Annotated in this window: 29 protein-coding genes; 10 read left to right on the top strand and 19 right to left on the bottom strand. The window is 33.9% G+C overall.

Annotated elements, in window-relative coordinates:
- Nucleotides 1–226: 226 nt before the first annotated feature.
- Nucleotides 227–1,453, bottom strand: a complete 1,227-nt coding sequence (locus ACIDC4_RS21075; protein WP_412043645.1) for a bifunctional folylpolyglutamate synthase/dihydrofolate synthase — start codon at nucleotides 1,451–1,453, stop codon at nucleotides 227–229.
- Nucleotides 1,454–1,584: 131 nt separating this feature from the next.
- Between ACIDC4_RS21075 and ACIDC4_RS21070 the strand changes: the two genes are divergently transcribed.
- Genes ACIDC4_RS21070 through ACIDC4_RS21060 form a run of 3 tightly spaced genes read left to right on the top strand, consistent with a single transcriptional unit; the run spans nucleotide 1,585 to nucleotide 3,344 of the window.
- Nucleotides 1,585–2,280, top strand: a complete 696-nt coding sequence (locus ACIDC4_RS21070; RefSeq protein WP_121322285.1) for a MotA/TolQ/ExbB proton channel family protein — start codon at nucleotides 1,585–1,587, stop codon at nucleotides 2,278–2,280.
- A gap of 3 nt (nucleotides 2,281–2,283) precedes the next feature.
- Nucleotides 2,284–2,679 (top strand): ExbD/TolR family protein, encoded by a 396-nt coding sequence (locus ACIDC4_RS21065; protein WP_026983008.1) that lies wholly within the window; start codon nucleotides 2,284–2,286, stop codon nucleotides 2,677–2,679.
- Between the two features lie 8 nt (nucleotides 2,680–2,687).
- A complete protein-coding gene (locus ACIDC4_RS21060) occupies nucleotides 2,688–3,344 on the top strand; it encodes a DUF4844 domain-containing protein (RefSeq protein WP_412043646.1) in 657 nt (218 codons plus the stop codon).
- An 87-nt stretch (nucleotides 3,345–3,431) separates the two neighbouring features.
- Here ACIDC4_RS21060 and ACIDC4_RS21055 read toward each other — a convergent pair whose 3' ends face one another.
- The 3 genes from ACIDC4_RS21055 to ACIDC4_RS21045 form a co-directional block, all read right to left on the bottom strand.
- A complete protein-coding gene (locus tag ACIDC4_RS21055; protein WP_230033217.1) occupies nucleotides 3,432–4,334 on the bottom strand; it encodes an energy transducer TonB in 903 nt (300 codons plus the stop codon).
- 303 nt (nucleotides 4,335–4,637) lie between these two features.
- On the bottom strand, nucleotides 4,638–5,864 hold the full coding sequence (locus tag ACIDC4_RS21050) for a Glu/Leu/Phe/Val dehydrogenase dimerization domain-containing protein (protein WP_412043647.1): 1,227 nt from the start codon (nucleotides 5,862–5,864) through the stop codon (nucleotides 4,638–4,640).
- A 146-nt stretch (nucleotides 5,865–6,010) separates the two neighbouring features.
- Entirely contained in the window at nucleotides 6,011–6,586 is a 576-nt protein-coding gene (locus tag ACIDC4_RS21045; RefSeq protein WP_230033215.1) for a chalcone isomerase family protein, read from the bottom strand.
- 485 nt (nucleotides 6,587–7,071) lie between these two features.
- On the opposite strand from ACIDC4_RS21045, the gene ACIDC4_RS21040 reads away from it, so the two are divergent.
- From ACIDC4_RS21040 to ACIDC4_RS21020, 5 genes are all read left to right on the top strand, one after another.
- Nucleotides 7,072–8,214, top strand: coding sequence for an acyl-CoA dehydrogenase (locus tag ACIDC4_RS21040; protein WP_230033213.1), 1,143 nt, complete (start codon nucleotides 7,072–7,074; stop codon nucleotides 8,212–8,214).
- A gap of 140 nt (nucleotides 8,215–8,354) precedes the next feature.
- Complete coding sequence (locus ACIDC4_RS21035) at nucleotides 8,355–9,332, top strand: M20/M25/M40 family metallo-hydrolase (protein WP_412043648.1); 978 nt, start codon at nucleotides 8,355–8,357, stop codon at nucleotides 9,330–9,332.
- Between the two features lie 35 nt (nucleotides 9,333–9,367).
- Entirely contained in the window at nucleotides 9,368–10,045 is a 678-nt protein-coding gene (locus ACIDC4_RS21030; protein WP_412043649.1) for an SDR family NAD(P)-dependent oxidoreductase, read from the top strand.
- Nucleotides 10,046–10,086: 41 nt separating this feature from the next.
- Complete coding sequence (locus ACIDC4_RS21025) at nucleotides 10,087–10,452, top strand: four helix bundle protein (protein WP_230033207.1); 366 nt, start codon at nucleotides 10,087–10,089, stop codon at nucleotides 10,450–10,452.
- A 26-nt stretch (nucleotides 10,453–10,478) separates the two neighbouring features.
- Nucleotides 10,479–11,081: a SprT-like domain-containing protein gene (locus ACIDC4_RS21020; protein WP_412043650.1), complete on the top strand. Its 603-nt coding sequence runs from the start codon at nucleotides 10,479–10,481 to the stop codon at nucleotides 11,079–11,081.
- 103 nt (nucleotides 11,082–11,184) lie between these two features.
- Here the strand turns inward: ACIDC4_RS21020 and ACIDC4_RS21015 are convergent, their stop codons facing one another.
- From ACIDC4_RS21015 to gcvP, 6 genes are all read right to left on the bottom strand, one after another.
- Nucleotides 11,185–11,946, bottom strand: coding sequence for an ABC transporter ATP-binding protein (locus ACIDC4_RS21015; protein ID WP_072960471.1), 762 nt, complete (start codon nucleotides 11,944–11,946; stop codon nucleotides 11,185–11,187).
- Nucleotides 11,946–12,692: an MlaE family ABC transporter permease gene (locus ACIDC4_RS21010; RefSeq protein WP_072960475.1), complete on the bottom strand. Its 747-nt coding sequence runs from the start codon at nucleotides 12,690–12,692 to the stop codon at nucleotides 11,946–11,948. The genes ACIDC4_RS21015 and ACIDC4_RS21010 overlap by 1 nt, the downstream gene beginning before the upstream one ends.
- 80 nt (nucleotides 12,693–12,772) lie before the next feature.
- Nucleotides 12,773–13,621 carry a glycosyltransferase family 2 protein gene (locus tag ACIDC4_RS21005; protein WP_412043651.1) on the bottom strand — a complete coding sequence of 283 codons (849 nt, stop codon included), beginning with the start codon at nucleotides 13,619–13,621 and terminating at the stop codon, nucleotides 12,773–12,775.
- 134 nt (nucleotides 13,622–13,755) lie between these two features.
- Nucleotides 13,756–14,283: a methyltransferase gene (locus ACIDC4_RS21000; protein WP_230033201.1), complete on the bottom strand. Its 528-nt coding sequence runs from the start codon at nucleotides 14,281–14,283 to the stop codon at nucleotides 13,756–13,758.
- A 185-nt stretch (nucleotides 14,284–14,468) separates the two neighbouring features.
- Nucleotides 14,469–15,527 (bottom strand): 3-oxoacyl-ACP synthase III family protein, encoded by a 1,059-nt coding sequence (locus tag ACIDC4_RS20995; RefSeq protein ID WP_412043652.1) that lies wholly within the window; start codon nucleotides 15,525–15,527, stop codon nucleotides 14,469–14,471.
- 705 nt (nucleotides 15,528–16,232) lie between these two features.
- A complete protein-coding gene (gene gcvP, locus ACIDC4_RS20990; RefSeq protein ID WP_412043653.1) occupies nucleotides 16,233–19,082 on the bottom strand; it encodes an aminomethyl-transferring glycine dehydrogenase in 2,850 nt (949 codons plus the stop codon).
- A 221-nt stretch (nucleotides 19,083–19,303) separates the two neighbouring features.
- On the opposite strand from gcvP, the gene ACIDC4_RS20985 reads away from it, so the two are divergent.
- The gene (locus ACIDC4_RS20985) at nucleotides 19,304–20,110 is read left to right on the top strand and encodes a UbiA prenyltransferase family protein (protein WP_412043654.1); all 807 of its coding nucleotides are present in this window, start codon (nucleotides 19,304–19,306) and stop codon (nucleotides 20,108–20,110) included.
- Between the two features lie 355 nt (nucleotides 20,111–20,465).
- On the opposite strand, the gene ACIDC4_RS20980 is transcribed toward ACIDC4_RS20985, so the two are convergent.
- The 9 genes from ACIDC4_RS20980 to ACIDC4_RS20940 all read right to left on the bottom strand — a co-directional run bounded on the left by ACIDC4_RS20980 (nucleotide 20,466) and on the right by ACIDC4_RS20940 (nucleotide 25,538).
- Nucleotides 20,466–20,864, bottom strand: coding sequence for a DUF1090 family protein (locus tag ACIDC4_RS20980; RefSeq protein WP_412043655.1), 399 nt, complete (start codon nucleotides 20,862–20,864; stop codon nucleotides 20,466–20,468).
- Nucleotides 20,865–20,909: 45 nt separating this feature from the next.
- Nucleotides 20,910–21,371, bottom strand: a complete 462-nt coding sequence (locus ACIDC4_RS20975; RefSeq protein WP_412043656.1) for an SRPBCC family protein — start codon at nucleotides 21,369–21,371, stop codon at nucleotides 20,910–20,912.
- A gap of 325 nt (nucleotides 21,372–21,696) precedes the next feature.
- Nucleotides 21,697–22,107 carry a hypothetical protein gene (locus ACIDC4_RS20970; protein WP_412043657.1) on the bottom strand — a complete coding sequence of 137 codons (411 nt, stop codon included), beginning with the start codon at nucleotides 22,105–22,107 and terminating at the stop codon, nucleotides 21,697–21,699.
- The gene (locus ACIDC4_RS20965; protein WP_412043658.1) at nucleotides 22,104–23,015 is read right to left on the bottom strand and encodes a TIGR01777 family oxidoreductase; all 912 of its coding nucleotides are present in this window, start codon (nucleotides 23,013–23,015) and stop codon (nucleotides 22,104–22,106) included. Before ACIDC4_RS20965 ends, ACIDC4_RS20970 begins: the two co-directional genes overlap by 4 nt.
- Before the next feature lie 103 nt (nucleotides 23,016–23,118).
- Nucleotides 23,119–23,505, bottom strand: coding sequence for a hypothetical protein (locus ACIDC4_RS20960; protein WP_412043659.1), 387 nt, complete (start codon nucleotides 23,503–23,505; stop codon nucleotides 23,119–23,121).
- An 18-nt stretch (nucleotides 23,506–23,523) separates the two neighbouring features.
- Nucleotides 23,524–23,871 (bottom strand): hypothetical protein, encoded by a 348-nt coding sequence (locus ACIDC4_RS20955; RefSeq protein WP_412043660.1) that lies wholly within the window; start codon nucleotides 23,869–23,871, stop codon nucleotides 23,524–23,526.
- A 35-nt stretch (nucleotides 23,872–23,906) separates the two neighbouring features.
- On the bottom strand, nucleotides 23,907–24,644 hold the full coding sequence (locus ACIDC4_RS20950) for a YqjF family protein (protein ID WP_412043661.1): 738 nt from the start codon (nucleotides 24,642–24,644) through the stop codon (nucleotides 23,907–23,909).
- Nucleotides 24,641–24,979, bottom strand: a complete 339-nt coding sequence (locus ACIDC4_RS20945; protein ID WP_412043662.1) for a hypothetical protein — start codon at nucleotides 24,977–24,979, stop codon at nucleotides 24,641–24,643. The genes ACIDC4_RS20950 and ACIDC4_RS20945 overlap by 4 nt, the downstream gene beginning before the upstream one ends.
- A 55-nt stretch (nucleotides 24,980–25,034) precedes the next feature.
- Entirely contained in the window at nucleotides 25,035–25,538 is a 504-nt protein-coding gene (locus ACIDC4_RS20940; protein ID WP_412043663.1) for a GbsR/MarR family transcriptional regulator, read from the bottom strand.
- 351 nt (nucleotides 25,539–25,889) lie between these two features.
- Here ACIDC4_RS20940 and ACIDC4_RS20935 point away from each other — a divergent pair, with 351 nt between their 5' ends.
- On the top strand, nucleotides 25,890–26,303 hold the full coding sequence (locus tag ACIDC4_RS20935; protein ID WP_412043664.1) for a DUF1842 domain-containing protein: 414 nt from the start codon (nucleotides 25,890–25,892) through the stop codon (nucleotides 26,301–26,303).
- Nucleotides 26,304–26,377 lie beyond the last annotated feature (74 nt).

Here is a 26,377-nt window from a genome sequence, read left to right as displayed (position 1 = left end):
CCCCCTCGGTGTAAACGAGGTGCTCTGAACCAGCTGAGCTAATCGCCCTATTTTACTAGGTTGCTATCGTTTGTGATTGCGAGTGCAAATATAAGGCACTTTTTCAGTTCTGCAAACAAAACCCGCTAAAAATTTAAAGTTTTTTTAAAGTTTTTTCTATCTCGTTGTAATTGAATTTATTATAAAAGAAGTTTTTTTAGTCTTTTTCTTTCAATTCTAAAATCCGTTAGTGTAACGGCAATTCGGCAACGACAAAAGTACTTCCGCCAACATAAATAAAATCGTTTTCAGTTGCATTTTTCTTTGCAGCAGCGAAAGCTTCGGCTACAGAATCGTATTTCTCTCCTGACAAATTATATTTTTTAGCCGCTACTTTCAAGATTTCAGTGTCTAAACCTCTCGACGAATCAGGTCTGCAGAAATAGTATTGTGCATTTTTAGGAAAAAGAGGCAAAATAGAATCCAGGTCTTTGTCATTTACAACGCCAAGAACAATATGAAGCTTCTCAAAAGTTTCTTTCTGGATCTGATTCATCACAACCGCTAATCCATGTTTGTTGTGTGCCGTGTCGCAAATAATTTTAGGATTTTCGCCCAATTGCTGCCATCTTCCTTGTAAGCCCGTATTTTTTACCACTTTCGATAAACCAGATTTTAAATTTTCATCAGAAACCTTAAATTCATTTTGAGAGTTTAAAACCGTAATAGTTTGCTGAACCGTTTTCTTATTATGAAACTGATAATCCCCAATTAAATCCGAAGGAAAAACTTGTGAAATTAAATCAGAAGCAAAATATATCGGCGCTTTGTTTTCTTCGGCTTTAGCCAAAAATACAGGCTGAGTTTCATTCGTATATTCACCAATAACAACAGGAATGTTCGGTTTAATAATTCCCGCTTTTTCCCCAGCGATGAGTGCCGGAGTATTTCCCAAAAATTGAGTATGATCTAAATCGATGTTTGTAATAACCGAAATCAAAGGCGTGATAATATTAGTAGCGTCCAATCTTCCGCCAAGACCAACTTCAACAATAGCAATATCCGTTTTCTCAGAAGCAAAATAATCAAAAGCCAAGCCAACCGACATTTCGAAAAAACTCATATCATTCGCTTCAAAAAAGTCTTTGTGTTTCGCTACAAATTCACAAACAAAATCTTCAGATATTTCTTCACCATTTATTTTAATTCTCTCCCTAAAATCGTTTAAGTGAGGCGAAGTATACAAACCCACTTTATATCCCGCTTCCTGCAAAACTGAAGCAAGCATATGCGAGGTCGATCCCTTGCCGTTTGTTCCCGCAACATGAATGCATTTTAACCTGCCTTGTGGGTTATCAAGATGCTTTGCCAATAGTTTAATATTGGTCAAATCCTCCTTATATGCAGAGGCGCCCTGAAGTTGATACATCGGGAGTTGATTAAACATCCAATTCGTAGTTTCCTGATAGTTCATGTATTTTGGATAAAATAGTTGTCGATTAAAATAATTTTCGTTTTTTTTAGTTTTATATTACAGCGAAAATTATCTTTATTGCAAATTTCAAATATTTTTTAGAATTAATTATTAAAAACCAGAATTAATATATGTTTAGTTTTATTCAATTACAAACAGACACCATTGCAAACGCCGCATCAAACGTAGTTATCGAAAAAATTGCACCAAATACCGAAATCTCAGTTTTAGGATTTATCTTAAAAGGAGGTTTTTTCCTAATCCCAATTGCCCTACTATTATTCTACACCTTTTACGTCATTATAGAACGTTATCTATATATCAGTAAAGCCTCTAAAATCGATGCACGATTAATGCAGGATGTAGGAGACAAACTAAACGCCGGTAATATCGAATTGGCCAGAACAATTGTAGAAAGAAGCAATACCGCTGCAGGAAATATTCTAAAAGAAGGAGTTCTCGTAATAGGAAGACCAATTGCCGAAATAGAATCAAACATGGACCGTGCTGCCGATATCGAAATTGGCGAAATGGAACGACGTTTAGGCCACCTGGGACTTATCGCCGGTATCGCACCAACGTTAGGATTTATCGGAACAATTTCAGGAGTAATCAAAATCTTCTACAGCATCTCAGTAACAGAAAATATTAGTATCGGAAACATTTCCGGAGGTTTATACGAAAAAATGATCAGTTCCGGTTCCGGACTTATTGTAGGTATTATTGCCTATAGCGCTTACCATTTATTAAACGGAAAAATTGATGATTTTGCTTTAAAAATCCAAAAACAAATATTAGAATTTGTCAATATAATTCAAAGAGCATAAGGTATGTCTATTAAGAGAAAAAGAAGATTTCATGCCGAAGTGGCGACTTCATCATTAAGTGATATTATGTTTTTCCTGCTGTTGTTTTTCCTTATAATCTCAACACTTGCAAATCCTAATGTTATCAAAATGACGTTGCCAAAAGCGAAATCAAATGAAAAAACAAACAAACAGCTGATCAGTTTATCAGTTACCGAAGATAAAAAATTCTACATCGACAAAGAACCCGTAGATTTCGAAAATCTCGAAACCAGTCTAATGTCAAAAATAGGAGCAGACAAAGAACAAACCGTTGTCGTTCGAATTCCGTTCAATCTGCAAGTACAGGATTTAGTCGATGTACTGCAAATAGGAGTAAAGAACAATTTAAAGTTTGTGATTGCAACAAGTCCGAAGTAGATTTAAAAATGAGTAATTCAAAATTAGATAGGCTTCAATTCTTATTAGATAAAAAAAAGTTTGCGGATTCAGAATGGGATAACAGAGGATTAATTCCTTCAAATTCTGATTTATGTGAGTACATGGAATCTAGGTTTAATTCATGTTTAAGTTCTTTAATTATTTTGGTGAAAAGTGATTCTTCTCTTAAAATATTGAACAAAGAATTGAATAAAGGCTTAAAGAGTTTCGAGCGTTCTAAATTTGATACGGAAGAAAGAGAATTTATTTGTGATATCTTTTATGCGATTTCAAAAGAAATTGAGATTGATTTTAAAAATGAATTAAACATTTGGCTTTATGGAAGTTTTCTTGCTTATGTTTTTAGAATTTCAAGTTTTTTTAAAGTAAAAGAGAAAATTTTGGAAATATTGTCTCAAAATTGTACTAAGTGTAATTCGAACTTAGAGACTTTTATTTTAGCAAGAGAAAATACGATTTTAGATTCTGATTTTTTAGTAGTAAGGTGCAGATCTTGTAGAGAGTTTAATTTGATTGATAATGGACCAAATGTGAGGCAATTAAGATTTGGTGAATATGAATTAGTTGAACAATTGCCTAAAAGTAATTATGATTTGGAGGGAGCTAAGATTAGATTAAAACAATTACAGTTTTTTAGAAAATAATGGTATTAAAAAAGGCTTTCTGAAATATTTCAGAAAGCCTTTTTTATATTTATTACAATTAGTGAAAATTAGTGCAATTCGTGTTTCTTAATCCAAACTAAAATTATAAATAATCTTACCAACTTGTTTCGCCGCAGCATCAGCATCAGCTTCCCATTTTGTATTCATGGCAGCAATCTTCGCCTGATCAAGTAAACATCTTGCCGTATTTGTAGTGCCTTTTATTCCGGGAGTCGCACTGATCGTTTTTCCGTTTTGATCTACCGTGATTTCAACAACAACTCTTCCTTCTTCATTACAAGTATATTTTGGTGCAGGTTTCGACAAGGCCTTTCTGGTTCCTAAAGAGTATCCTGATCCGCCACCAGAACCACCCCCGCTTCCGGCTCCATAACCGCTTCCTGTACCAACTCCATTTCCTGTACCGTTTCCACCGCCAGTTCCGCCACCGGAACCTCCGGCGCCATAATATCCGTTAGAACCTAAACTTCCGTTAGCTTTTCCTTTATTTCCTGCTACTTTATCATCACCATCGCCACCTTTGTTCGATCCTTTTAAAATACTTGACAAAGCATCATTGGTAGAATTCGAAACTTTTGGTTTTTCAGGAACAGGTTTAGCTTCCGGTTTTACAACAGGAGTAGCTTTTTTAGGTTTTTCTTTTGTCGGAATTATTACGTCATTAGCATCATCTTTTGTGTTTTCCTGAGTAATGATTGCTTCATCTGGAGTAGCTTTTGCAGGAGCTTGTTTTACGTTGTTTTTTACGTTCAAAACTTCACTCTTATAATTCGCTCCGGATCCTAAATCACTATCTCCAAAATTAACCGTAACGCCACCACCGCCGCCGCCTGAAGCAAGTGCAGCATTGTTCTCCGGATTATAAGGAGGCCAAAAACGAATGAAAAATAAAAGCAACAACAAAACAGCATAAATAGCTGTAGATATTAGTAGAGATTTCTTTTTATCTGAAGAATCCGTAAAAGTCATTTTGATTCTGAGTTTTGTAATAGTATATAATAAAAACGTTTAAAAGTAGTAAAAATTGTTTAGAATATGCGAGAGAATTTAACCGCAAAGTTCGCAAGGATTTTACGCGAAGTTCGCAAAGCCGTTTGTTTTAATCTCGCAAAGTCGCAGAGTCGCAAAGAAAAATTTAAAAAGAAAAACTTTGCGACTCTGCGAGAAATAAATTAGCGTTACTTGCGTAAAATCCTTGCGAACTTCGCGGTTAGATCTCAAAAAAAACGAGCCAAAGATTATTTGACTCGTTTAGAATAAAAGTATAAAAAATTATACTAATTGTTTCAATGCAATTTCAAAAGCAGTTGCACTAATATTTGTTTTAGATGGATTTAAAGCATGAGCTTTTACAATCGCATTTTTTATAATTTCAGAAGTATCATTAAAGATAGCCTCATCCGTCATTTGCACTTTTTTCTCCATGAAGTAAGCAAAAACCCTCGCCATTCCGCAGTTCGAAATAAAATCCGGAATCAAACTTACTTTATGATCTACTTCTTCCATAATAGAACCAAAGAAAATTTCCTTGTCAGCAAAAGGAACATTCGCACCACAAGAAATAACCTCTAATCCGTTTGCGATCAGGCTGTCAATTTGAGTTTGTTGTACCAATCTTGATGCAGCGCAAGGCGTGAAAATTTCAGCACCAATCGTCCATATTTTTGAGTTGATTTCCTCAAACGGAATCATATTATCGGCAACTAATTTGTTTCCGTCTTTATTAAGGAATAAAGTTCTGATTTCTTCAAAAGAAAAACCTTCTTCTTTGATTAGTCCACCATCACGGTCAATAATTCCAATCACTTTTGCGCCCATTTCAGCAAGGTAAAAAGCAGCAGCAGAACCTACATTTCCAAAACCTTGTACAATTGCTTTTTTACCTTTTATGTCTCCGCCATATGTTGAGTAGAAATGACGAACCGCTTCGGCAACGCCATAACCAGTAATCATATCGGCAACAGTATATTTACGAGTTACATCCGGAGAGAATTTAGGGTTTTCGATTACCTTAATTACACCCTGACGTAATTGACCAATTCTATTAATTTTATCTGCTTCGGTTGGTTTAAAATGTCCGTTAAAAACACCTTCCTGCGGATGCCAAACACCACATTCTTCCGTCATTGGGATTACTTCGTGAATTTCATCCACATTCAAATCTCCACCGGTTCCGTAATAACTTTTTAATAAAGGAGAAACAGCTTTGTACCAACGTTGCAAAACACCTTTTTTACGGGGATCATTCGGGTCAAAATTAATTCCGGATTTTGCGCCTCCAATTGCAGGTCCCGAAACCGAAAATTTTACTTCCATTGTTTTGGCCAATGATAAAACTTCATTCATATCCAAGCCTTTTCTCATTCTTGTTCCTCCACCTGCAGCTCCTCCGCGAAGTGAATTAATAACAGTCCAACCTTCAGCTTCAGTTTCAGAATCTTTCCAGTTAAAAACAATTTCAGGCTCTTTATTTTCAAATTGCTGTAATAAATCTTTCATTTTGTTGAGATATGTTTAGTTTGCGTAAAAGTATAAAATAGAATAATGCGAATAATGTATTCTGTTGCAATTTTAACAAACAAAAAAAAGAAAGCCGAAAACAATTTGTTTTCGGCTTTCATATTCTATAAAATTTAGTAGAATTTTTATATTCCTAATAAATGTTTTTTCAGTGTTTCGTCTACCGGTTTATTAGAAAGCCAGATTCCGAACAATGCTTTTTTGAAATCGAATCCGGGAACTTTTCCTTTCAAAACTTCATTTTTATAAACATTGATAGTTTGATCAAGCGGATTGTAACCTAAAACAAAAACATCTTTTTCTTTAATAGCATCGCTTAGCAGTTTTTTAAAATCTTCTATTCTTGGTCGCAATTCTTCAAGATTACTTCCTGCCGATTTTTCGAAACCAGTATTCATTGCTTTCGTTAATTTGTTTGAAGAAACCATAGATGATGTAATTTCAATTCGAATAGCCATCTCAGTATCACTGTCAATAATAAATTGAGGATCCTGACTTAATTGAGATAAATACAATGCCTGAACATAAACTTCGAGCCACATTTTAGATCTTCCTCCAGCTCCGTTAAGTTGCAAAGTTTTGTTTTGAAATTCAATTTTTCTAGGAACCGTAACGCCATTTACTTCTAATTGAGTTTGGGCAGAGACCGTAGAAAATTGTATGCTTAAAAGGAGAGTGAGTAATAGTAAAATCTTTTTCATGTTCTGTCAATTTTATAATTTTTAGGCAAAAATAATGTTAATTTATCAATTAAACGTCGTTTATTCGAGAGTTTTTTTCTTGTGGCATTCAAGTTTTTTTATTGTATTTATTTAATAATCAAATTAGTAAGACTTGTTTTACGTAGATTTACGTGTTTTATGACTTGTTTAATCTTTTTGCTCTGGTAAATTAACCAAACATCCTACTGGACCTCGTTTTTAACTGTAATTATATTCTTCAATTTTACAGAAAACGTTGCAAACTTAGCGTCTGTATTGCTAAATTTCATTATTATTACGAAAACGATATCGTAATTGTTGCAAATCTATTAAATTTATATGCACGCATTGTTAATTCCACATTTAAAAATTATCTTTGAAAGCCTTTTTTAAGGAAATAAAAACAATTCAAAAAACAAAAATAACCATCAGCTAAGCAAAATTTTTAAAATTTGGTTTAGGGGAAATAATAAAACAATAGAACTATGGATTTCAATCTGACCGAAGAACATTTAATGATTCAACAAGCTGCCAGAGATTTTGCTCAAAACGAATTGTTACCGGGCGTTATTGAACGTGACGAAAAGCAAATTTTTCCGACTGAGCAAGTAAAAAAAATGGGACAACTAGGATTCATGGGAATGATGGTTGATCCTAAATACGGAGGTAGCGGTCTGGATGCGATTTCATATGTTATTGCTATGGAGGAAATCTCAAAAGTTGATGCATCAGCTTCTGTAGTGATGTCTGTAAACAACTCATTAGTTTGTTGGGGTTTGCAGGAATTTGGAACCGAAGAACAAAAACAAAAATATTTACCGGGCTTAGCCTCTGGTGAAATTCACGGAGCATTTTGCTTAAGTGAGCCGGAAGCGGGTAGTGACGCAACTTCACAAAAAACTACTGCGGTAGATATGGGAGATCACTATATTGTAAACGGAACAAAAAACTGGATTACAAACGGAAACACAGCATCAGTTTATTTGGTAATTGCTCAAACACATCCTGAATTAAAACACAAAGGAATTAATGCGTTGATCATGACCAAAGATATGCCAGGCTTTTCTATTGGTCCAAAAGAACAAAAGATGGGAATTCGCGGTTCTGATACACACTCTTTAATGTTTAGTGATGTAAAAGTTCCTAAAGAAAACAGAATTGGAGAAGATGGTTTCGGATTCAAATTTGCAATGAAAACCCTTGCTGGCGGACGTATCGGAATTGCGTCTCAGGCGTTAGGAATTGCTTCGGGAGCTTACGAATTGGCTTTGAAATATTCGAGAGAACGTAAAGCATTCGGAACTGAAATTTGTAATCACCAAGCGATTGCTTTTAAATTAGCAGATATGGCAGTAAATATCGAGGCAGCACGTCATTTATGTATGAAAGCAGCTTGGGACAAAGACCAACATAAAAACTACGATGTTAGTGGAGCAATGGCAAAATTATTTGCTTCGCAAGTGGCAATGGATACGGCTGTAGAAGCGGTTCAGATTCACGGAGGAAATGGTTATGTAAAAGAATACCATGTAGAGCGTTTTATGCGCGATGCCAAAATTACTCAGATCTATGAAGGAACTTCAGAGATTCAGAAAATTGTAATTTCAAGATCTGTAATTGCAGGATAAATCAAAATTCGTTTTTATATAAAAAAATACCCTTTCAGCTTTTTTAGCATCGAAAGGGTTTTTTTATGGATAATTTTTTTAATTTTCAGAATATTATACTTTTAAACCAATAACTTAGCTATTCATTCAGTTTTTATTTTATGAAAAAAATATACTTTCTTCTTCCGTTTGTTCTGTTAGCCTGCAAGTCAAATCCCACTGCAGTAAGCGAACAAGTTTCAAAATCAATTTCAAAACCACTTGAAATTACCTATAAAGTAAATGAGGCTGAAGTGTCGGATTTTCTAAAATATCTTTCTTCGGATGAATTAGAAGGACGTGAAACGGGGACAAGAGGAATCGAAAAAGCAGCAGTATTTTTGGAAGATTTTTTTAAGAAGAATAATGTAAAACCTTATTTTTCTTCTTATCGAGATACCCTGACTAATTTTAAATCTCCAGCCTATAATATTGTTGGAGTTCTGGAAGGAACTGATCCTGTTCTTAAAAAAGAATTTGTGGTTTTAAGTGCGCATTATGATCATATTGGTCTGGAGAAAAAACAACAGGAAGATGTGATTAATAATGGTGCGAACGATGACGCTTCAGGAGTTACGGCTGTTGCACAAATGGCAAAATATTTTAGTGAAACAAAATCGAATAAACGCAGTATTCTTTTTGTGTTTTTTGCCGGCGAAGAAAAAGGCTTGTTAGGTTCTAAAAGTTTAGTACAGAAACTTCAAAAGCAAAACTTCAATTTATATGCGCAACTCAATATCGAAATGATTGGTGTGCCAATGAAACGTGATTATCTGGCTTACATTACCGGTTTTGATAAATCAAACATGGCAGAAAAGATAAACGAATATACCGGTAAAAAGACCATTGGGTTTTTACCAAAAGAAGCTCATTATGAATTGTTTTACAGATCTGATAATTACTCGTTTTATGAAGCATTCAAGAAACCATGTCAATCGATAAGTACTTTCGATTTTGAAAACTTTGATTTCTATCACCATGTTTCGGATGAATTTAAAGTAATGGACATTCCGCATATCACTTCTTTTATTCAGGAGTTTTTGCCAGCCGTGACAAAAATTGCTACTACGCCAACAGAAGAAATTACAATGAATAAATAATCGGTCTTTTTATCTGATTTGCTTATTTTTGCCTTATGAAAAATATTATTGTTACCGGAACCAGTAGAGGAATTGGTTACGAATTAGCGTTACAATTTGCTAATGCAGGAAATCAGGTTTTGGCCATTTCCAGAAAAATGCCTCAAACACTTTTAGAACATCAAAACATCACTTGTCTTTCAGTTGATTTGGCTGATGAAAATGCGTTGCAGGAAGTAGATGGTTTTCTTTCTTCGACCTGGAAAAAAGTCGATGCTGTAGTGCATAATGCAGGCGCTTTATTATTGAAGCCTTTTGCAGAAACCACTCAGGCTGATTTTGAAAGTATTTATAAAGTGAATGTTTTTGCTGTGGCGAATCTTACCAGAATTTGCTTGCCTTATCTTCAAAAAGGAAGTCACGTCGTTACAATTAGTTCAATTGGTGGCGTAAGAGGAAGTCTTAAATTTGCAGGATTGGCAGCTTACAGTTCAAGCAAAGGTGCAGTTATTACGTTAACCGAATTATTAGCTGAAGAATATAAAGAGCAAGGGATTTCATTTAATGTTCTGGCTTTGGGTTCAGTCCAGACAGAAATGCTAAATGAAGCTTTCCCGGGTTATCAGGCGCCAATTTCTGCCCAAGGAATGGCAACTTATATTTATGATTTTACATTGAATGGAAATAAATATTTTAATGGGAAAGTGTTAGAGGTCTCGTCTACGAATCCTTAGTTAGTTCTGAATTATAAATTATGAATTATAAATTATGAATTATGAGTGAGAGTATTGTGAAAACTAAGAGTTTTGAATTAGCTATTAGAGGAGTTAATTTTTATAAATGGTTAGTTTCGGAAAAGAAGGAATTTATAATGAGTAAACAATTTTTGCGTTCTATTACTTCTGTTGGTGCCAATGTTCGTGAAGCGGTCAACGCACAAAGCAAGGCAGATTTTATTCATAAGTTATCAATTTCTCAAAAAGAATGTGATGAATCTATGTATTGGTTAGAAATTTTAAATGCAACAAACTATGTTTCTGCAATAGAGTTTGAATCGATGCACAATCAATGTGGTGAAGTACTAAAGATCATTAAAAGTATAATAATTACATCAAAGAAAAAACTAATTCAAAACTCATAACTCATACTTCATAACTCATAATTATTGTGATCGAAACATTAGCCAGATATATCCCGGAACATGCTGTAAAGCCTGTCTTTGATTTGATTGTTGCCAATCAGGTGCATCTTAAAATCGTAAATGAACGCCAAACGCGTCATGGAGATTATAGGAGAGGGCCAAGTGGTAAACATGAAATTACGGTAAATGCCAGTTTAAATAAATACCGTTTTTTGATTACGCTGATTCATGAAATTTCACATTTGGTGGCATTTGAAAGATTTGGAAGAAATATAAAGCCACATGGAAATGAATGGAAACTTACCTTTCAGCGTATGATGGTTCCATTTATTCGTCCGGAGATTTTCCCGGGACAATTATTGCCTTTATTAGCAAGGCATTTTAAGAATCCATCTGCGAGTAGTGATACCGATACTACTTTGTCTCTGGCTTTAAAGCAATACGATGCGCAAAACGATAAAAATTATGTTTTTGAAATTCCGTACGGAAGTGTATTCAGAATTAAAAATGGTAAAATATTCAAGAAGTTAGCGGTTAGAACCAAACGTTTTGAATGTATTGAGATAAGTTCAGGAAGAACGTATTTGTTTAATCCAAATGCTGAGGTAGAGTTGATAAATTCGAATTAAATTAAATCCCCAAAAAAAATTCCAAATTCCAATACTGATACGCAGTTGGAATTTGGAATTTTTTTATTGGAATTTCTTCTTTATGATTGGAATTTAAAAGGTTTTAACCTTTCAAATATGCTTCTCTCACTTTTTTAAACAGGTTCGAAGAGTAAACAAACTTCACAATATCTTTGTTGTCTGTTCTAAAGATTTCTTCTTTGGTTCCCTGCCAGGCTTTTACTCCTTTTTTCAGGAAAACAATATTTTCTCCAATTTCCATTACCGAGTTCATGTCGTGCGTATTGATTACGGTTGTGATATTGTATTCTTCGGTAATTTCTTTAATCAAATTATCGATCAAAGTTGAGGTGTTTGGATCTAAACCTGAGTTAGGTTCATCACAAAACAAATATTTCGGATTGTTTACAATAGCGCGGGCAATCGCCACACGTTTTTGCATACCTCCGGAAATTTCAGAAGGTAATTTTTTATGCGCGTCAACAAGATTTACTCTTTCTAACACAAAATCAACACGCTCCTGAATTTTAGCTTTATTATCGTTGGTAAACATTTTTAGAGGGAAAGCGACATTTTCTTCAACAGTCATTGAGTCAAATAAAGCACTTCCCTGAAAAACCATTCCAATTTCAGTTCTTAATTCTCGTTTTTCGTCCGGGTTTAATTCAGAATAAACTCTTCCGTCAAACTCAATTGTTCCGGAATCCGGAGTGTGAATTCCCAGTAGGCTTTTTAATAAAACAGTTTTCCCGGATCCACTTTGGCCAATAATTAAGTTGGTTTTCCCAGTTTCAAAAACAGTTGAAATTCCTTTTAAAACTTTACTGTCGCCAAATGATTTTTCTAAATTTTTTACTTCTATCATTATCCTAATAATAATTGAGTTAATATATAATTAAAAAGAATGATACAAACAGATGTCCATACAAATGAAACCGTACTTGCTTTACCAACTTCTAGTGCGCCACCTTTCATGTAATATCCGTGAAAAGATGGAATTGTAGCCAATAACATTGCGAATATTAAAGTTTTAATAAAGGCATAAGTGATATGAAAAGGAATAAATTCCATTTGCGCACCCTGAATAAAATCTTCACTAGTCGAAAATCCGCCATAAGCACAAGCCAGCCATCCACCAAAAATACCCAGAAACATACTAATCCCAATTACAAAAGGGTACATTAATAAAGCTACTATTTTTGGGAAAACTAAGTAGTTTAATGAATTAACTCCCATAACTTCAAGAGCATCAATTTGTTCTGTAACACGCATTGTACCAATACTGGAAGTGATGTAAGATCCCATTTTTCCGGCCATAATTACCGAAATAAAAGTAGGAGCAAACTCCAATATCACAGATTGACGTGTAGCAAAACCAATTAAATATTTTGGAATTAATGGATTAGTTAAGTTTAACGCAGTTTGAATAGCAACAACTCCTCCAATAAAAAAAGAGATAAAACAAACAATACCAAGAGAGTCGATTATTAAATCGTCGATTTCTTTAAAAATCAATTTTTTCATCACAGACCATTTTGTCTGTTTGTTAAAAATTTCTTTCAGCATTAAAAAATATCTTCCTAGTTGAGATATATAACGAATTAGCATCATAATTTTTGAAATATTGGCTAAGGTAAAAAGAAGTTATGAGTTTTGGGTCATGAGTTAAGCATTTTCGGTTGTTTTCCGAGTTAGATTAACTTTTGTTTCATTTTTTGAAAACGATAATTTCTTATAAATTTAGCTTGTTCGGGTGTAACTAATAATGGTGTTTTGGCTTTTTTTGCTTTCCAGAACCCTCTTATATAGTCTAAAAATAAAAATGGTTTTTTCTTCATCATCGCCAATTTTGCCGATGCAATTGCGGTAATCCAAAAACCGTATCCTAAAGTATAAAAAGCCTCGCCTTGTTTGTAACGTGCTGTTTTGTTGTAATTTGCACCCGTTGGTTTAAGGTGCTTTACGTGCAAAGATTCATCGGTAACTATTTTCCAATCATAGTATTTACAAAGCAATTCGTCTACCGTATCCCAACCCATTGCAGGTTTTAATCCTCCAATTTGCTGATAAGTTGCTGCACGATATGCTTTCAGTGCGCCACGAATATGATCTTTATCGGTTAAGTTTTCTAAGATCCAATCTCCATTTTTTTCGATGTAACAAAATCCGCCCACCATTCCAATTTTTGGATCAGATTGAAAGTGACGAATGATCGTTTCAAAATAATTGGGAGGAAAAATTAAATCGCCGTCTATTTTAACAATGATATCATAATTAGAATCCAGTGTTTCATATCCTTTCTGAAAAGCCTGAATGACTTTACTACCCGGCATATGAATCGCATCTGAAGTTTTGTTTACAACAGAAATATACGGATTGTCCTTGGCAAAACTCAAAACAACTTCTTCGGTTTTATCTGTAGAATTGTCGTTGACAACCACAATCTTTGAAGGCAAAACAGTTTGCGTAACCAAAGATTGTAAAGTAAGGCCAATAAGATCTTGCTCGTTGTGCGCGGGAATAACGATGTAATACTTCATTTTAAATTCCAATTTTTTTAAATTCCAAATTCCAACACTTAAAAGTAAATTCCAATCTTTTTTAAATTCCAAATTCCAACTTTTACCGATACGGTTTAAATTGGAATTTGGAATTTATTTTTTGGAATTTGCCGTTAGGCTTTTATTTTCTCTGCCACAACAATATAATATCTGGGAGTGAAATATCTTAATAATGGTCTGAAACCAAACTTTTTTACCGGATGTGTAAATTTTTGGCGATCGGTTATTTTCCAGCCTGTTTTTTCTAAAAGCCAGTCTAGTTGCCAGTCTTCAAATTCGTGGTAATGTCTGTCCCACATATCTGTTTTAGAACGATATGCTGGAGAAAACCATAAACGCAACGGAATTGAAATTAACAATTTGTCGCATTTTACATTTTCAAGAATCGTGTACGGATTTAGCAAATGTTCAAAAATTTCGAATGCAGTAAAAACAGTATATTCTTCGGTTTGCAAAGCCGTTTGATCGTTGTCTAAATCTTCGCCTTTTGTATTTTTTACGGTATAACCATTTTCTTCCATTATTTTTGAGAATGGATTGGGTACACCAAAATCAAAAATGGTTTCTGATGTCTTAACGTGTTTTTGTAAAAACTCTAAAGTAAGTTTGAATCTTTTATTCGGAAACGTTTTTTCGTACATAGTCGTTGCGAGGAACGAAACAATCTCTCGTTCTTGATTTTATAATTAGGTCGCAAATATACTAAAAAGTCCGCATTTTAAGATGCGGACTTTTTAGTTTTCAGTTTACAGTCGCAGTAATCAGTTTTAGGAAACTGTAAACTGTGACTGAATACTGTGACTGAATACTGTGACTGTAAACTAATTTAGTATCGGTAAACAAATGCATTAACATTCATTCCTGCTCCAACTGAAGCAAAAATAACAACGTCGCCTTTGTTGATTTCGTGATTTTCTAATTTGCCCTGAATCAATAAGTCAAATAAAGTAGGTACAGTTGCAACGCTGCTGTTTCCTAAGTCATGAATACTCATTGGCATAATGTTTTCAGGAGCGGTTTTATCGTATAATTTGTAGAAACGGGCAATAATTGCTTCGTCCATTTTTTCGTTGGCCTGATGAATTAGAATCTTTTTTACTTCATCAATACCGATTCCGCTTTTGTCTAAACAGCTTTTCATGGCACAAGGAACCTGGCTTAATGCAAATTCGTAAATCTTACGACCGTACATTTTGATGTATTTAATATCCGGATCTAAATCTGGGTTGTATGATTTTCCGAAGTATAAAAAGTTGGCTTCATCATTGGCAAAAGTAGCACTTTCGTAAGATAGTAAACCTGTTTCGTCATCAGAAGCTTCTAAAATTGAAGCACCTGCACCATCTGAATAAATCATAGAATCACGATCATGATCGTCTACAACTCTTGATAATGTTTCGGCACCAATTACCAGAACACGTTTTGCCATGCCTGATTTGATGAAAGCATTGGCTTGCAAAACTCCTTCGATCCAGCCTGGACATCCAAAAAGAATATCGTAAGCGACACATTTAGGGTTTTTAATATCTAGTTTGTTTTTTACACGAGTCGCTAAACTTGGTAAAATATCAGATTGATTTGTTCCGGATTTTACATCTCCAAAATTATGTGCAAATATGATATAGTCTAATGTTTCACGATCGATTTTAGCATTTTCAAGTGCTCTTTCGGCAGCAAAAAAGGCTAAATCAGATGAGGTATGTTGGTCTTCGGCATAACGACGGTTTTCGATTCCGGTAATACCTTTAAATTTTTTAATTACAACTTCGTTAGGGTAAGCAAAAGGAGTTCCGTCTTCGTTTAGAAATACGTGATCACCAAAGTCAGTATTGCTTACTTCTTTATTTGGAATATAGCTTCCGATGCCTATTATTTTTATTTTCATTATTCAGTAATTATCCGATAAATTTATTGCTAAAGTATAAATAATTTCATGATAACTATCATAAAAAATACTATGCATGCATATAATTATGAAATAATAATTATTTGTGGGATTTATTGTTAATTTTCTAACGAATTTTAAGTTTTATCGAGATTTCAAACGATTGAGATTTGTTTTCAGGTTTATTTTTTTTTAGAAAAAATGTAAAGTTTTTTTATGTTTTGTTACAAATAAAACCGAAGTTTTAAAAAGTGTTAAAAAATAGAGAGCCTTAAGATTTATTTTGAAGTTTTGTAGCCGTTCATGTGGTTTTTGAATGAGGATAGGAGGCAATGTCATCAAGTTAAGCTTTTTTAAGATAAAATTAATCTCGCAAAGGCGCTAAGACGCAAAGCTTAAACATAATATGTTACGGAAATTTAATTTGTAGTTGCTCGCGTGAGGGATAGGAGGAATCCGCCGCGGCGGAACGGATAGCCCGACAGTATTTAAGAAAAGGCCTCATAAGCGCAAAGTTGATTTGGCCTTTTTTTAAATACTGGCACGCCCAAGTACTATTTTAGATTATAGATTTCTGATTTTAGATTTGTTTCAGGTTTCACGTTACGCTCGAACTTGAAACCTGAAACAAAATAAAACAAAAACAGAAAACCCGACAAGTTTAAAGACCTGTCGGGTTTGAATATATAATTCGAAAACTATTTCTTAGTTTTCCATGTAAGCTTCGATTGGAGCACAGCTGCAGATTAAATTTCTGTCACCGTATGCGTCGTCTACACGACGAACAGATGGCCAGAATTTATTTTCAGCGATGTATTCTAAAGGATAAGCTGCTTTTTCTCTGGTATAAGGGAAAGCCCAATTATCTGTAGTTAACATTGCCAATGTGTGAGGTGCATTTTTCAATACATTGTTTTTATCATCGGCTGTTGCAACTTCAATCTCTTTTCTGATTGAAATAAGTGCATCACAAAAACGATCTAATTCTGCTAAATCTTCAGATTCTGTAGGTTCGATCATTAAAGTTCCTGCTACAGGGAAAGAAACCGTAGGAGCGTGGAAACCGTAATCCATCAAACGTTTTGCGATATCACCAACTTCAATTCCGTTTTCTTTAAATGCACGACAATCTAAAATCATTTCGTGAGCTGCTCTTCCGCATTCTCCTGTATAAAGAATTGGGTAGTGTCCTTCGAAACGGGCTTTCATGTAGTTTGCATTTAAGATAGCGTGTTCTGTAGCGCTTTTTAATCCTTCGGCACCCATCATTGTGATGTAACCGTAAGAGATTAAACATACTAAAGCAGATCCGTAAGGTGCAGATGAAATCGCTGTAATTGCTTGTTCACCGCCTACTTTTAAGATTGGGTTTGTTGGTAAAAACGGAACCAGTTTTTCGTTCACACAGATTGGTCCAACTCCAGGTCCACCACCTCCGTGAGGAATAGCGAAAGTTTTGTGTAAGTTTAAGTGACAAACATCAGCACCAATTGTAGCAGGATTTGTTAGTCCAACTTGCGCGTTCATGTTTGCACCATCCATATATACTAATCCGCCATTATCGTGGATTAATTTTGTGATTTCAATAATTGAAGATTCGAAAACTCCGTGAGTAGATGGATACGTTACCATTAAACAAGATAAATCATCTTTGTGTTCAATCGCTTTTTCTCTTAAATCTTCTACGTCAATATTTCCTTCCGGAGTAGTTTTAGTAACGATGATTTTCATTCCTGCCATCGCTGCAGAAGCAGGATTGGTTCCGTGAGCTGATGATGGAATTAAACATACATTACGATGACCTTCGTTTCTTGATAAGTGGTAAGCACGAATCGCCATTAAACCAGCATATTCTCCCTGAGCTCCAGAGTTTGGTTGTAATGTTGTTCCGGCAAATCCTGTAATTACATTTAATTGTTGCTCTAATTTTTTAAGCATTGTAATGTAACCTTCAGCTTGTTCTACTGGTGCAAATGGGTGAATGCTGTTCCAGTTTGGCATTGATAAAGGCAACATTTCTGAAGCTGCGTTTAATTTCATTGTACAAGAACCTAATGAAATCATCGAATGATTCAATGATAAATCTTTACGCTCTAATTTTTTGATGTAACGCATGATCTGACTTTCCGAATGATGATTGTTGAATACATCATGTGTTAAGAAAGAAGATGTTCTTTCTAACGAAGCAGGTAACTGACTTGTAGCAGATAATTCAGCAACGGTGAAAGTTTCTTTACCTAAAGCCTCAGCAAAAATCGCAATAATTTGGTTGATGTCGTTAATTGAAGTCGTTTCGTTTAACGAAATAGAAATCGTATCAGCATCTACATAAAAGAAGTTTACTTCGTTTTTCTCAGCAATTGCTTTTACTTTTTGAGCATCAGCTTTTACTAAAATAGTATCAAAGTAAGCCGTATTGGTTTGAAAAACGCCTAATTTATTTAAAGCTTCAGCAGCAGTAACTGCCGATGCGTGAACTTTACCAGCAATGTATTGTAATCCTTTTGGTCCGTGGTAAACCGCATACATTCCCGCCATAACGGCTAATAAAACCTGAGCGGTACAAATATTTGAAGTCGCTTTTTCACGTTTAATGTGTTGCTCACGAGTTCCTAATGCCATACGTAAAGCACGGTTTCCGTTTACATCGATAGAAACTCCAATAATACGACCTGGCATAGATCGTTTGTATTCGTCTTTGGTAGCAAAAAAAGCAGCGTGAGGACCACCATAACCCATTGGTACACCAAAACGTTGTGTAGTTCCAACTACTACTGCAGCTCCCATTTCTCCCGGAGAAGTTAAGGCAGCTAATGATAAAATATCAGCAGCAAAAGCTACTTTAATTTCGTTTTCTTTTGCTTTAGCAACAAAAGCGCTATAATCGTTTACCTGACCGTATTTTCCAGGATATTGTAAAATAGCTCCGAAGAATTCATTTGAAAAATCAAACGTTTCGTGGTTTCCAACTACTAATTCAATCCCGATAGGAGTTGAACGTGTTTGAAGTATTGATAAAGTTTGTGGTAGAATTTCTTCAGAAACAAAGAATTTGTTGGTATTGTTTTTCTTTTGATCACGTGTACGAACATCAAATAACAAAGCCATAGCTTCGGCAGCTGCAGTTCCTTCGTCTAATAAAGAAGCATTTGCAATTTCCATTCCTGTAAGTTCAATTACTGTAGTCTGGAAATTTAAAATAGCTTCAAGACGACCTTGAGCAATTTCTGCCTGATAAGGTGTGTAAGCGGTATACCATCCTGGATTTTCGAAGATGTTTCTTTGAATTGGAGCCGGAACGATAGTTGGATGATATCCCAAACCAATATAAGATTTGAATACTTTATTTTTCTTTCCTAATTCCTGAATGTGATTTGCAAATTCGTACTCCGTCATTGCAGGATCTAATTTCAAAGGTGCTTTTAAACGAATGTCATCCGGAAGGGTTTCGTAAACAAGTTGTTCGATCGATTCAACCCCAATGGTTTGTAACATGTGTTGAAGATCTGTTTCTCTTGGGCCAATGTGTCTTAAAGCAAAAGCATCTGTTTTCATTTGTAGCTATATAATTTTTTAAGGGCAATGCAATTCGCAATGTATCTTCTTTGACTTAATCAAGTGTAACACAAGGTTTATTACATTTTATAGTAAATGTGTTGTTTTTTTGTCGCGCAAAATTAAGTATTATTAATAATTTAATAGGTATTTTTAACGTCAATTTTTATGAAATTTACAACTAAAGAGTTGATTTGTTAATAATTGATTAGATTTAAAGAATGAAACTACTAAAACAGATATTCGATTTTTACCTCAATAGCAGTATTCATGTGGCTTTATCCTGTTATGCTTTGGTTCGGGTTACGTTTCATGTGTTTCATATTCAGTATGATGAGCCAATGGCTTTGTTCGTTTTTTTTGGAACAATTGTGGGGTATAATTTTGTTAAATATGATGCGTTGGTTCGCGTGAAGAAAAAACCAATCGGAATTCAGTTAAAAATTATCGCTGTTTTAAGTCTAATTTCACTCGTTTTAGTAGGCTATTATTTTTTCCATCTCAAGCGAATTACTCAAATTGTTTCGGTTGTAATTTTTGCCATCACTGCACTTTATACTTTGCCCTTCTTTCCGAACAGAAAAAATGCCCGAAATTGGGCAGGAGTAAAAATTTATATTGTTGCCCTTTGTTGGGTAGGAGCGACCTTGGTTTTACCTTATATAAATGCTGAAGTTCCGTTTACAGCCAATTTTTTCATCAAATGCATTCAGCGTTTTGTCTTGGTTTTTGTGCTAATTCTGGTTTTCGAAATTTTAGATCTGGCCAATGACGATCCGCATCTCAAAACCGTTCCGCAAACAATAGGCGTAAAGAAAACCAAGATTTTAGGATTTTTATTATTGATTCCGTTTTGGATTGTGGGTATTCTGACCTTTACTTTTCATGAACTCATCATTAACCTTATTATGGTTGTGATGCTCATGTTGTTTATTGCTTTTGCAAACTCTAATCGGTCTAGATATTACACTTCTTTTTGGGTCGAAAGTGTTCCGATATTTTGGTGGTTGATGATTGTTTTTTTATAAATAAAAAGGCATTTAATTTTATAAATGATTAGGGCGTGTCCCTCCGGGTCGGGCTATCCGCTGCAAGTCCTCGCACTTCCTTCGTCAGGCTGTGGGCTATCCGCTTCTATCCCTCACGCAAACCGTAAAGCGAGAAAATTCATTTTCAAAAGAGATATTATTTTTTTTGAATAGACTCCAGCTTTAGCTGGAGGTAAAAAATAAATCATCAAAATGGCTTTAGCCGAATGATAAAATTTGGCTAAAGCCAGAAATATTCTGTCACAATTTTCATCCAGCTAAAGCTGGAAGCTACTCACATTAATTTCCCAAATTCAGAAATCTGCTAAATCTGCGAGAGAAAATTTCAAAACAATTATTTCGTCTTTTGTTCAGCAAGAGCCTTATTCAAATCAGTTTTTGCTTCATTTAATTTTTTCTTTTTCTTGTCGATTTTTTCTTTGCTTTCATTGTCTTTAATCGCTTCGTTCAAATCAGCAGTTCTCTCGTTTACTTTCTGTTGTTTTTCTTTTACCTTTTTGTCAAGGTCTTTGTTCACCGTTTTTGTAGTACAGTTCTTTTTGGTTTGAGCTATAGCATCTTCAACACCTTTTATTTGGTTTTGATTTCCCGCTTTTTTAGCAGCAGCTAATTTTGTGTTCAATTCACATAATTTTCTTTCACATCCTTTTAGAGTAGTGCAATTACTTTGCGCGAATCCAATAATCGAAAAAGTGAAAAATGCTATCGATAAAATTTTAGTTTTTAGAGTCATAAGTTTATTTTTTAATGATTTACAATACTTATAAAAGTAAGAAAATTATTTTAAATCATTTTTTTCCGAAACTTCTTTCAGTACTTTATTTCGTTCTAAAAGAAAATTAGTAAGATGCTTTTCTAAAAATAAAATATCGACAAGTTCCCCAAAAAATCCAAACGGAGTTTCATATTCCAATTTGTCTTTCATGATTGTAACGCCATTTTCTTCTTCAAAAAAATGTTCGTGTCTAAAAGTTTTAAATTTCCCTTCTTCCATTTCATCGACAAAATAATCGTAGAAATTCATTGCTGTAATTCTGCTTTTGTGTGTGAGATAAAAGCCAAAATGTTTGCCACGCCAGGTTACTGTTTCGTTTAAATTAATCAAACCTGAAGTCACGCCGGCAATTGCCTTTTCATTTGTAGGACTTGCAGATTGTTGGTGAATATCTATGTTTCTGGATGCATCGAAAACGGTTTGTTTTGGTGCTTTTATTTTTGTGGTGAGGTGAATTTTGGTCATGGTTGGTGTTGGTATGAGTTGTATTTGTCAAAATTTAAAACTTTGACGAAGATTTTATATTGTTATTTTTTTGGATGATTTAATAAAGTATATATACTCATAGTAGTAAGTCCCAGCGGGACGATATATTTATAGAAAAATAATGGATTTTATTTAAAACCCCGTCGGGGTGATATATAGCAGTAATAAAAATATGTCGCTCCGCCGGAGCTTAAGGTGGGTCTGATTATTGATTTCTATAAATATGGCGCTCCTCTGGAGCTAATGAAAGAACGTATAGTATGTTTTCTGCAAATATTTTGCTCCACCGAAGTTTTAAAGAAATCTATTCTGCGTTTTCTTCTTCATCTTTAAAATTCAACTTAAAAAATAATCCGCTAATGATAGATGAAATGGAATAAGATATTGCAATATCCAACCACATGTATCCTTTTATGAGATATGAAGTTATAAAAATACCGCTCAGGGCTATTGAAATTAAAATGAATTTTGAAAGTAAAATTGGTAAGTCTTTTTTAGAAAAATAATTGTAAGCGGAGGCATAGATAATATAGGTGGGGATTGAAAAAAGCAAACTAAAAATAAAAGCTAAGGGAAACACTTCTAATAATCCTACAATTTTATTTGGATGTAAAACAATAATATACATTATTAGTTGAGAAATAACCGGACCTAGTAACAATGTGAAGATCCAATGTTTAAATAAAAAAATCCAATCTGTATTTTGTTCTTTCATTTCTTTAATAAATTTGTAAAAGCCTCATCAATATCTCCAAACTTAAATTTAAACCCATTTTCTAAAAGCTTTTTCGGAATCACATTTCTGCTTTTCAAAACTAATTCAGCTTCTGTTCGAATAAAGAAAGATCCAATTTTTAGTAAAAAACTATTCACAGGAATTCCAAAAGGAAAACCAACTGCTTTTCTAAGCTTTTGCATAAAATCAGCATTACGAACTGGTTTAGGAGAAACAACATTAATCACTCCGGTAATTTCTTTCTCGATAATAAAATCAACCGCATTGGCAAAATCTTCTTCATGAATCCAGCTGATGAATTGATTTCCTTTACCTTGTTTTCCACCAAAACCTGTTTTTGCCAAAGTTTTAAGCGGAATAAAAGCACCACCCTTTTTACCTAAAACGATAGAAGTTCGCAAAGCGGTTTTTAGGGTATTTGGAGTTTCGGTTTTAAAGAATGCTTTTTCCCAGGATAATGCGACGTTTATAGAAAAGTCATTCCCGATTTCGCCATCAATTTCATCCATTTGTTTATCCAAAGAAAATCTGTAAATAGTAGAAGTGGATGAATTCAGCCAGTGTTTTGGTGGGTTTTTACAATTTAAAACGGCTTTGTTTAAAATCTTTGTGCTTTCAATTCGTGATAATAAGATTTCTTTTTTATTCTTTTCAGTATAACGACAATCAACCGATTTTCCAGCCAGATTTATTAAAACTGTTGCATTTTCCAGCTCGTTTTCCCAACCTGAAAAATTTTTAGCATTCCAGTTTACATATTTAATTCCGTCAATGATTTGAGATTTTCCACGGGTCAGAATTACAATTTCTTCAAATTTATCTTTGAAATGATTGACTAAGACTTGTCCTAAAAATCCTGTTCCGGCTGCTATGATAAGTTTGTTCATGGTTTTGTGATTTTTTTCGCCACGAATTCCACGAATTTGCACTAATTTTTAAAATATTAATTCGTGATAATTCGGGAAATTCGTGGCGACTTTTAATATGAAATTATGCTTTAAAAACCAGTCTTTCTTCTTCCTGCGCTTCTTTGGCTTTTCTTTTTCCTCTAAAGAAGAAATATAAATTGAAGAATAACATGACACCAAGATAGATAGAAAATCCTCCAATTTTGTAGCTTAATCTTTCAATTAATTCCTGATAACTATTGTCGCTCAATTGCAGTTGCAGAATCATTAAGGCAAAACCAATGTTTAAAAGATAAAAACCTGTTTCGAAAAGCCTGTTGGTTGCTTCGGCAATATCTTCGCGGCCTTTGAAAATATCCAGCATGAAAATTTTTCCGTTTTTAAAAAGTGTTTTAGAAACATAATAAGTAAGAAATAAAGCAACTGGTAAATAAATGCCGTAACCGATTAAGATTTTTGTAGTTTCCATGATATTTGAATTTAAGTGTTATTTGATTAATTTATGAATGTACTTGGTTAGGATAATAATGTTGAGGTAATGCAAAACTGAAATGATAAAAATGATGATGGCTGTTTTTATTCCGATTGTTTCTATAAGCTGAGTTGATGATAATATTTTCTGCCAGGAAATAAGCGTCATGGCGCAATACCCAATATTTAAAAGATAATACGCCATAAGCAAAACCTGATTGATTTTGTGGCAGATATCTGCATGATTTGGAATTAATTCTGCGACAAAAATATTTCCGTTTTTGTAGCATATTTTCCCAACTCTTAAGATGATGAAAATCGTAATGCTGAGATAGATAAAATATCCTGTAATATTAAGATTCATAATTGCCGATTTATAAATTAATGATTGCAAATTTATTATGCCATTTCCTCCAGAGCTTTTGCCGATTCTAATTTTCTTTTATTCTTAACTGTAATTTTGGAACCTTTCGCCAGAAAAACTGAAGTTGGTTTTATGTTTTGAAGGAATTTAAAATCTTCTCCATATGTTTTTTCGAAATCAATATCAATATTATGATGTAAGACTTCATATTGCTCCCATCTTGGATGCTGAACTTCATATTCGAAAGTGAGGTCTTTTGTAATTTTGGTATAACCAAAATAATGCTCTGTAATAAATTCAGCGTCAGAATCAATTCCTATTTTCGTCAAATCTTTTTTAGTTTCTAATTCAATAGTATTCCACTTTTCTTTATTCTTCCATTGATAAATAAAAGTATTGGTCGTGTCACCTTCAATGATTTCATGTCTCATTTTCTGAGTTTCATAATGTTCCTGATACAAAGTGTTGGCGATAAAAGTGATCGCTTTTTTAGGAACAATTTCTTTGATAAAAACTACGCCGCGTTTCCATTCGCCGTTTTCGAAACGTTTTACATAAAATCTTAAATTGACTTCTTCAAAATCTACATGAAACGGAACTTTCAATCCTAAAACTTTGGTGTTTTTGAACATAAAACCCACTAAGCTTACATAACATTTGTTGTTCCAAAGATCTATTTTGGTTCCTGCAGGAACATATTTTTCTAATATTTTAGCATCAACTTCATAATTAAAGAGAGCTAAGTTTTTCCATTCTGCTTTTAAGAAGTTCATTGGTGCGCTTTTTTATAGGTTATTGTAGAGAAATAGATGGCCAGAATAATCGGTATTATAAATAACAGAAAGTAAATAAATTCAAAATGCATTATAAAAGCATTAACGGGCCACAACAGGAAAAAGAAAATAACTCCGTTTACATAAGCCTGAAGATTTTTGTCATCTGGTTCATCGATTAGCATTTTTATTCCGAAAATTAATTGAAATAAACCGGTAAGTATGGTGAATAAAAGACCAAAACATGCTAGTTCTGAACTAGTAAACAGCCCTATTGTAATGAGTATTATGGGTGCAGCAACAAAAAAGTAGTTGAGGTAGTTAATAGCTTTCATAGTTATTGATTGTTTTAAACTTTCAGAAAAAAATGAAAGTTTTAATTAAATTTTTTTACTTCATTATTTTTAGAACCAAACGTCCTAACCAGTTATCATTAAATTCAGTCATTTTGTCTAACATATTATCTGCTTTTAAAACAAAATCATACAATTTAGAGGTCTGATCTACAAAATGTTTTTCTTCAGCCGAATTGCTGGAATCAATTGTAGAAACTTCTTTTAATATTTTAAGAGCTGGTTTTATTTCTCTTTTGCTTCTTTCTCTGGCAATTTTTACCGCTAATTCGTCAAGATCTTTTTCGGCGGTAAAAAACTCTCTTCTTTCTCCGGTTTTGTATTCTTTGTAAACAATTCCCCAATCCATCAAAGCTTTTAGGTTCATACTGGTGTTGCCGCGGGAAATTTGCAATTCGTCCATAATATCTTCCATAGAAACTGGTTCGTTTGAGACCATTAATAAAGCATGGATTTGTGCCATGGTTTTATTAATTCCCCACTGAGAACCTAATGCTCCCCAGGTTTGTACAAACTTATTTTTTGCTTCTTTGAATTCCATAGATCAAATGTAAGTAAAAGTTTTTAAACTTTCAAAAATAAATGAAAGTTTAATTTAAAAAAGTTGTTTTATTTTTTTTAAATGAGCAGGAATAGGTGTTTTTACGTGTAAAATTTTTCTGTGTCATTCATTATCTCATTCATGCCCAATAATTTCCACTCTGTATCATTTTATTAATTATGCCTTTTTATTTGATTTAGTTTTGAAATAGAAAATCATCCCAAATGCATTATTTAAGATGTTTTTGAAACAATAAATAATAGCATTAACAAATCAGGTGGAGCAGAAACCACTAAAAAAAACGAGGCGTTCCCGAAAAGCCTTATGAGTAGGAAACCTAAATCAAAAGTTATGTCAGATTTATTAGCAGGTGCTTATTTAGCACAAGGCACAATTGGAAATGTTGGAACACCGGGTGCTCCAATTGCAAAATTTAGTTTAGTAGTTGTACCATCACAACATACTGTTACAGGTACCGTTGTAATTACTCAGGCGATTCCAGGTCCGGATGGCCATATTGTTGTTCCGGTAACAGGAAAAATCTATTCAACCGGAATTGGTAAAGTTACACAAGTAGTAAGTCTTCAGGGAGAATATGTTCATTCTGTTCCTCCACCTGCAATTGGTTCATTCTTAGCAAAATTTGATGCTCATTTAGCAATCGATGCTGCATGGAACGGAACGGGAGGTTTTTCATATTATCAACATAATATTGAAAACGTACCGGTAGCGGCAGTAAAAAATTTACAAGAAGAATTGGTTTAAAAATTAATTTCTCCCCAAAAACAAATTCAACAGGATAGCAAAAATTTCCTGACTCGATAAGAGTTTTGATTTAA

The sequence above is a fragment of the Flavobacterium sp. C3NV genome, from assembly GCF_046825355.2.
GTDB lineage: Bacteria > Bacteroidota > Bacteroidia > Flavobacteriales > Flavobacteriaceae > Flavobacterium.
The sequence above is the reverse complement of the archived record's forward strand: the minus strand, read 5'-3'. Positions and strand labels throughout refer to the sequence as shown.

What these genes read in the sequence shown, in the direction of transcription:
- ACIDC4_RS21000 (WP_230033201.1), bottom strand. Translation starts at nt 14,283, where the DNA reads ATGTACGAAAAAACGTTTCCGAATAAAAGATTCAAACTTACTTTAGAG.
- ACIDC4_RS20975 (WP_412043656.1), bottom strand. Translation starts at nt 21,371, where the DNA reads ATGACCAAAATTCACCTCACCACAAAAATAAAAGCACCAAAACAAACC.
- ACIDC4_RS20950 (WP_412043661.1), bottom strand. Translation starts at nt 24,644, where the DNA reads ATGAACTTCTTAAAAGCAGAATGGAAAAACTTAGCTCTCTTTAATTAT.
- ACIDC4_RS20970 (WP_412043657.1), bottom strand. Translation starts at nt 22,107, where the DNA reads ATGAAAGAACAAAATACAGATTGGATTTTTTTATTTAAACATTGGATC.
- ACIDC4_RS21060 (WP_412043646.1), top strand. Translation starts at nt 2,688, where the DNA reads ATGAGTAATTCAAAATTAGATAGGCTTCAATTCTTATTAGATAAAAAA.
- gcvP (WP_412043653.1), bottom strand. Translation starts at nt 19,082, where the DNA reads ATGAAAACAGATGCTTTTGCTTTAAGACACATTGGCCCAAGAGAAACA.
- ACIDC4_RS20980 (WP_412043655.1), bottom strand. Translation starts at nt 20,864, where the DNA reads ATGACTCTAAAAACTAAAATTTTATCGATAGCATTTTTCACTTTTTCG.
- ACIDC4_RS21025 (WP_230033207.1), top strand. Translation starts at nt 10,087, where the DNA reads ATGAGTGAGAGTATTGTGAAAACTAAGAGTTTTGAATTAGCTATTAGA.
- ACIDC4_RS21045 (WP_230033215.1), bottom strand. Translation starts at nt 6,586, where the DNA reads ATGAAAAAGATTTTACTATTACTCACTCTCCTTTTAAGCATACAATTT.
- ACIDC4_RS20960 (WP_412043659.1), bottom strand. Translation starts at nt 23,505, where the DNA reads ATGGAAACTACAAAAATCTTAATCGGTTACGGCATTTATTTACCAGTT.
- ACIDC4_RS21010 (WP_072960475.1), bottom strand. Translation starts at nt 12,692, where the DNA reads ATGATGCTAATTCGTTATATATCTCAACTAGGAAGATATTTTTTAATG.
- ACIDC4_RS21075 (WP_412043645.1), bottom strand. Translation starts at nt 1,453, where the DNA reads ATGAACTATCAGGAAACTACGAATTGGATGTTTAATCAACTCCCGATG.
- ACIDC4_RS21005 (WP_412043651.1), bottom strand. Translation starts at nt 13,621, where the DNA reads ATGAAGTATTACATCGTTATTCCCGCGCACAACGAGCAAGATCTTATT.
- ACIDC4_RS20945 (WP_412043662.1), bottom strand. Translation starts at nt 24,979, where the DNA reads ATGAAAGCTATTAACTACCTCAACTACTTTTTTGTTGCTGCACCCATA.
- ACIDC4_RS21015 (WP_072960471.1), bottom strand. Translation starts at nt 11,946, where the DNA reads ATGATAGAAGTAAAAAATTTAGAAAAATCATTTGGCGACAGTAAAGTT.
- ACIDC4_RS21035 (WP_412043648.1), top strand. Translation starts at nt 8,355, where the DNA reads ATGAAAAAAATATACTTTCTTCTTCCGTTTGTTCTGTTAGCCTGCAAG.
- ACIDC4_RS20985 (WP_412043654.1), top strand. Translation starts at nt 19,304, where the DNA reads ATGAAACTACTAAAACAGATATTCGATTTTTACCTCAATAGCAGTATT.
- ACIDC4_RS21040 (WP_230033213.1), top strand. Translation starts at nt 7,072, where the DNA reads ATGGATTTCAATCTGACCGAAGAACATTTAATGATTCAACAAGCTGCC.
- ACIDC4_RS20995 (WP_412043652.1), bottom strand. Translation starts at nt 15,527, where the DNA reads ATGAAAATAAAAATAATAGGCATCGGAAGCTATATTCCAAATAAAGAA.
- ACIDC4_RS20955 (WP_412043660.1), bottom strand. Translation starts at nt 23,871, where the DNA reads ATGAATCTTAATATTACAGGATATTTTATCTATCTCAGCATTACGATT.
- ACIDC4_RS21030 (WP_412043649.1), top strand. Translation starts at nt 9,368, where the DNA reads ATGAAAAATATTATTGTTACCGGAACCAGTAGAGGAATTGGTTACGAA.
- ACIDC4_RS20935 (WP_412043664.1), top strand. Translation starts at nt 25,890, where the DNA reads ATGTCAGATTTATTAGCAGGTGCTTATTTAGCACAAGGCACAATTGGA.
- ACIDC4_RS21070 (WP_121322285.1), top strand. Translation starts at nt 1,585, where the DNA reads ATGTTTAGTTTTATTCAATTACAAACAGACACCATTGCAAACGCCGCA.
- ACIDC4_RS20965 (WP_412043658.1), bottom strand. Translation starts at nt 23,015, where the DNA reads ATGAACAAACTTATCATAGCAGCCGGAACAGGATTTTTAGGACAAGTC.
- ACIDC4_RS21065 (WP_026983008.1), top strand. Translation starts at nt 2,284, where the DNA reads ATGTCTATTAAGAGAAAAAGAAGATTTCATGCCGAAGTGGCGACTTCA.
- ACIDC4_RS21050 (WP_412043647.1), bottom strand. Translation starts at nt 5,864, where the DNA reads ATGAAAGATTTATTACAGCAATTTGAAAATAAAGAGCCTGAAATTGTT.
- ACIDC4_RS20940 (WP_412043663.1), bottom strand. Translation starts at nt 25,538, where the DNA reads ATGGAATTCAAAGAAGCAAAAAATAAGTTTGTACAAACCTGGGGAGCA.
- ACIDC4_RS21055 (WP_230033217.1), bottom strand. Translation starts at nt 4,334, where the DNA reads ATGACTTTTACGGATTCTTCAGATAAAAAGAAATCTCTACTAATATCT.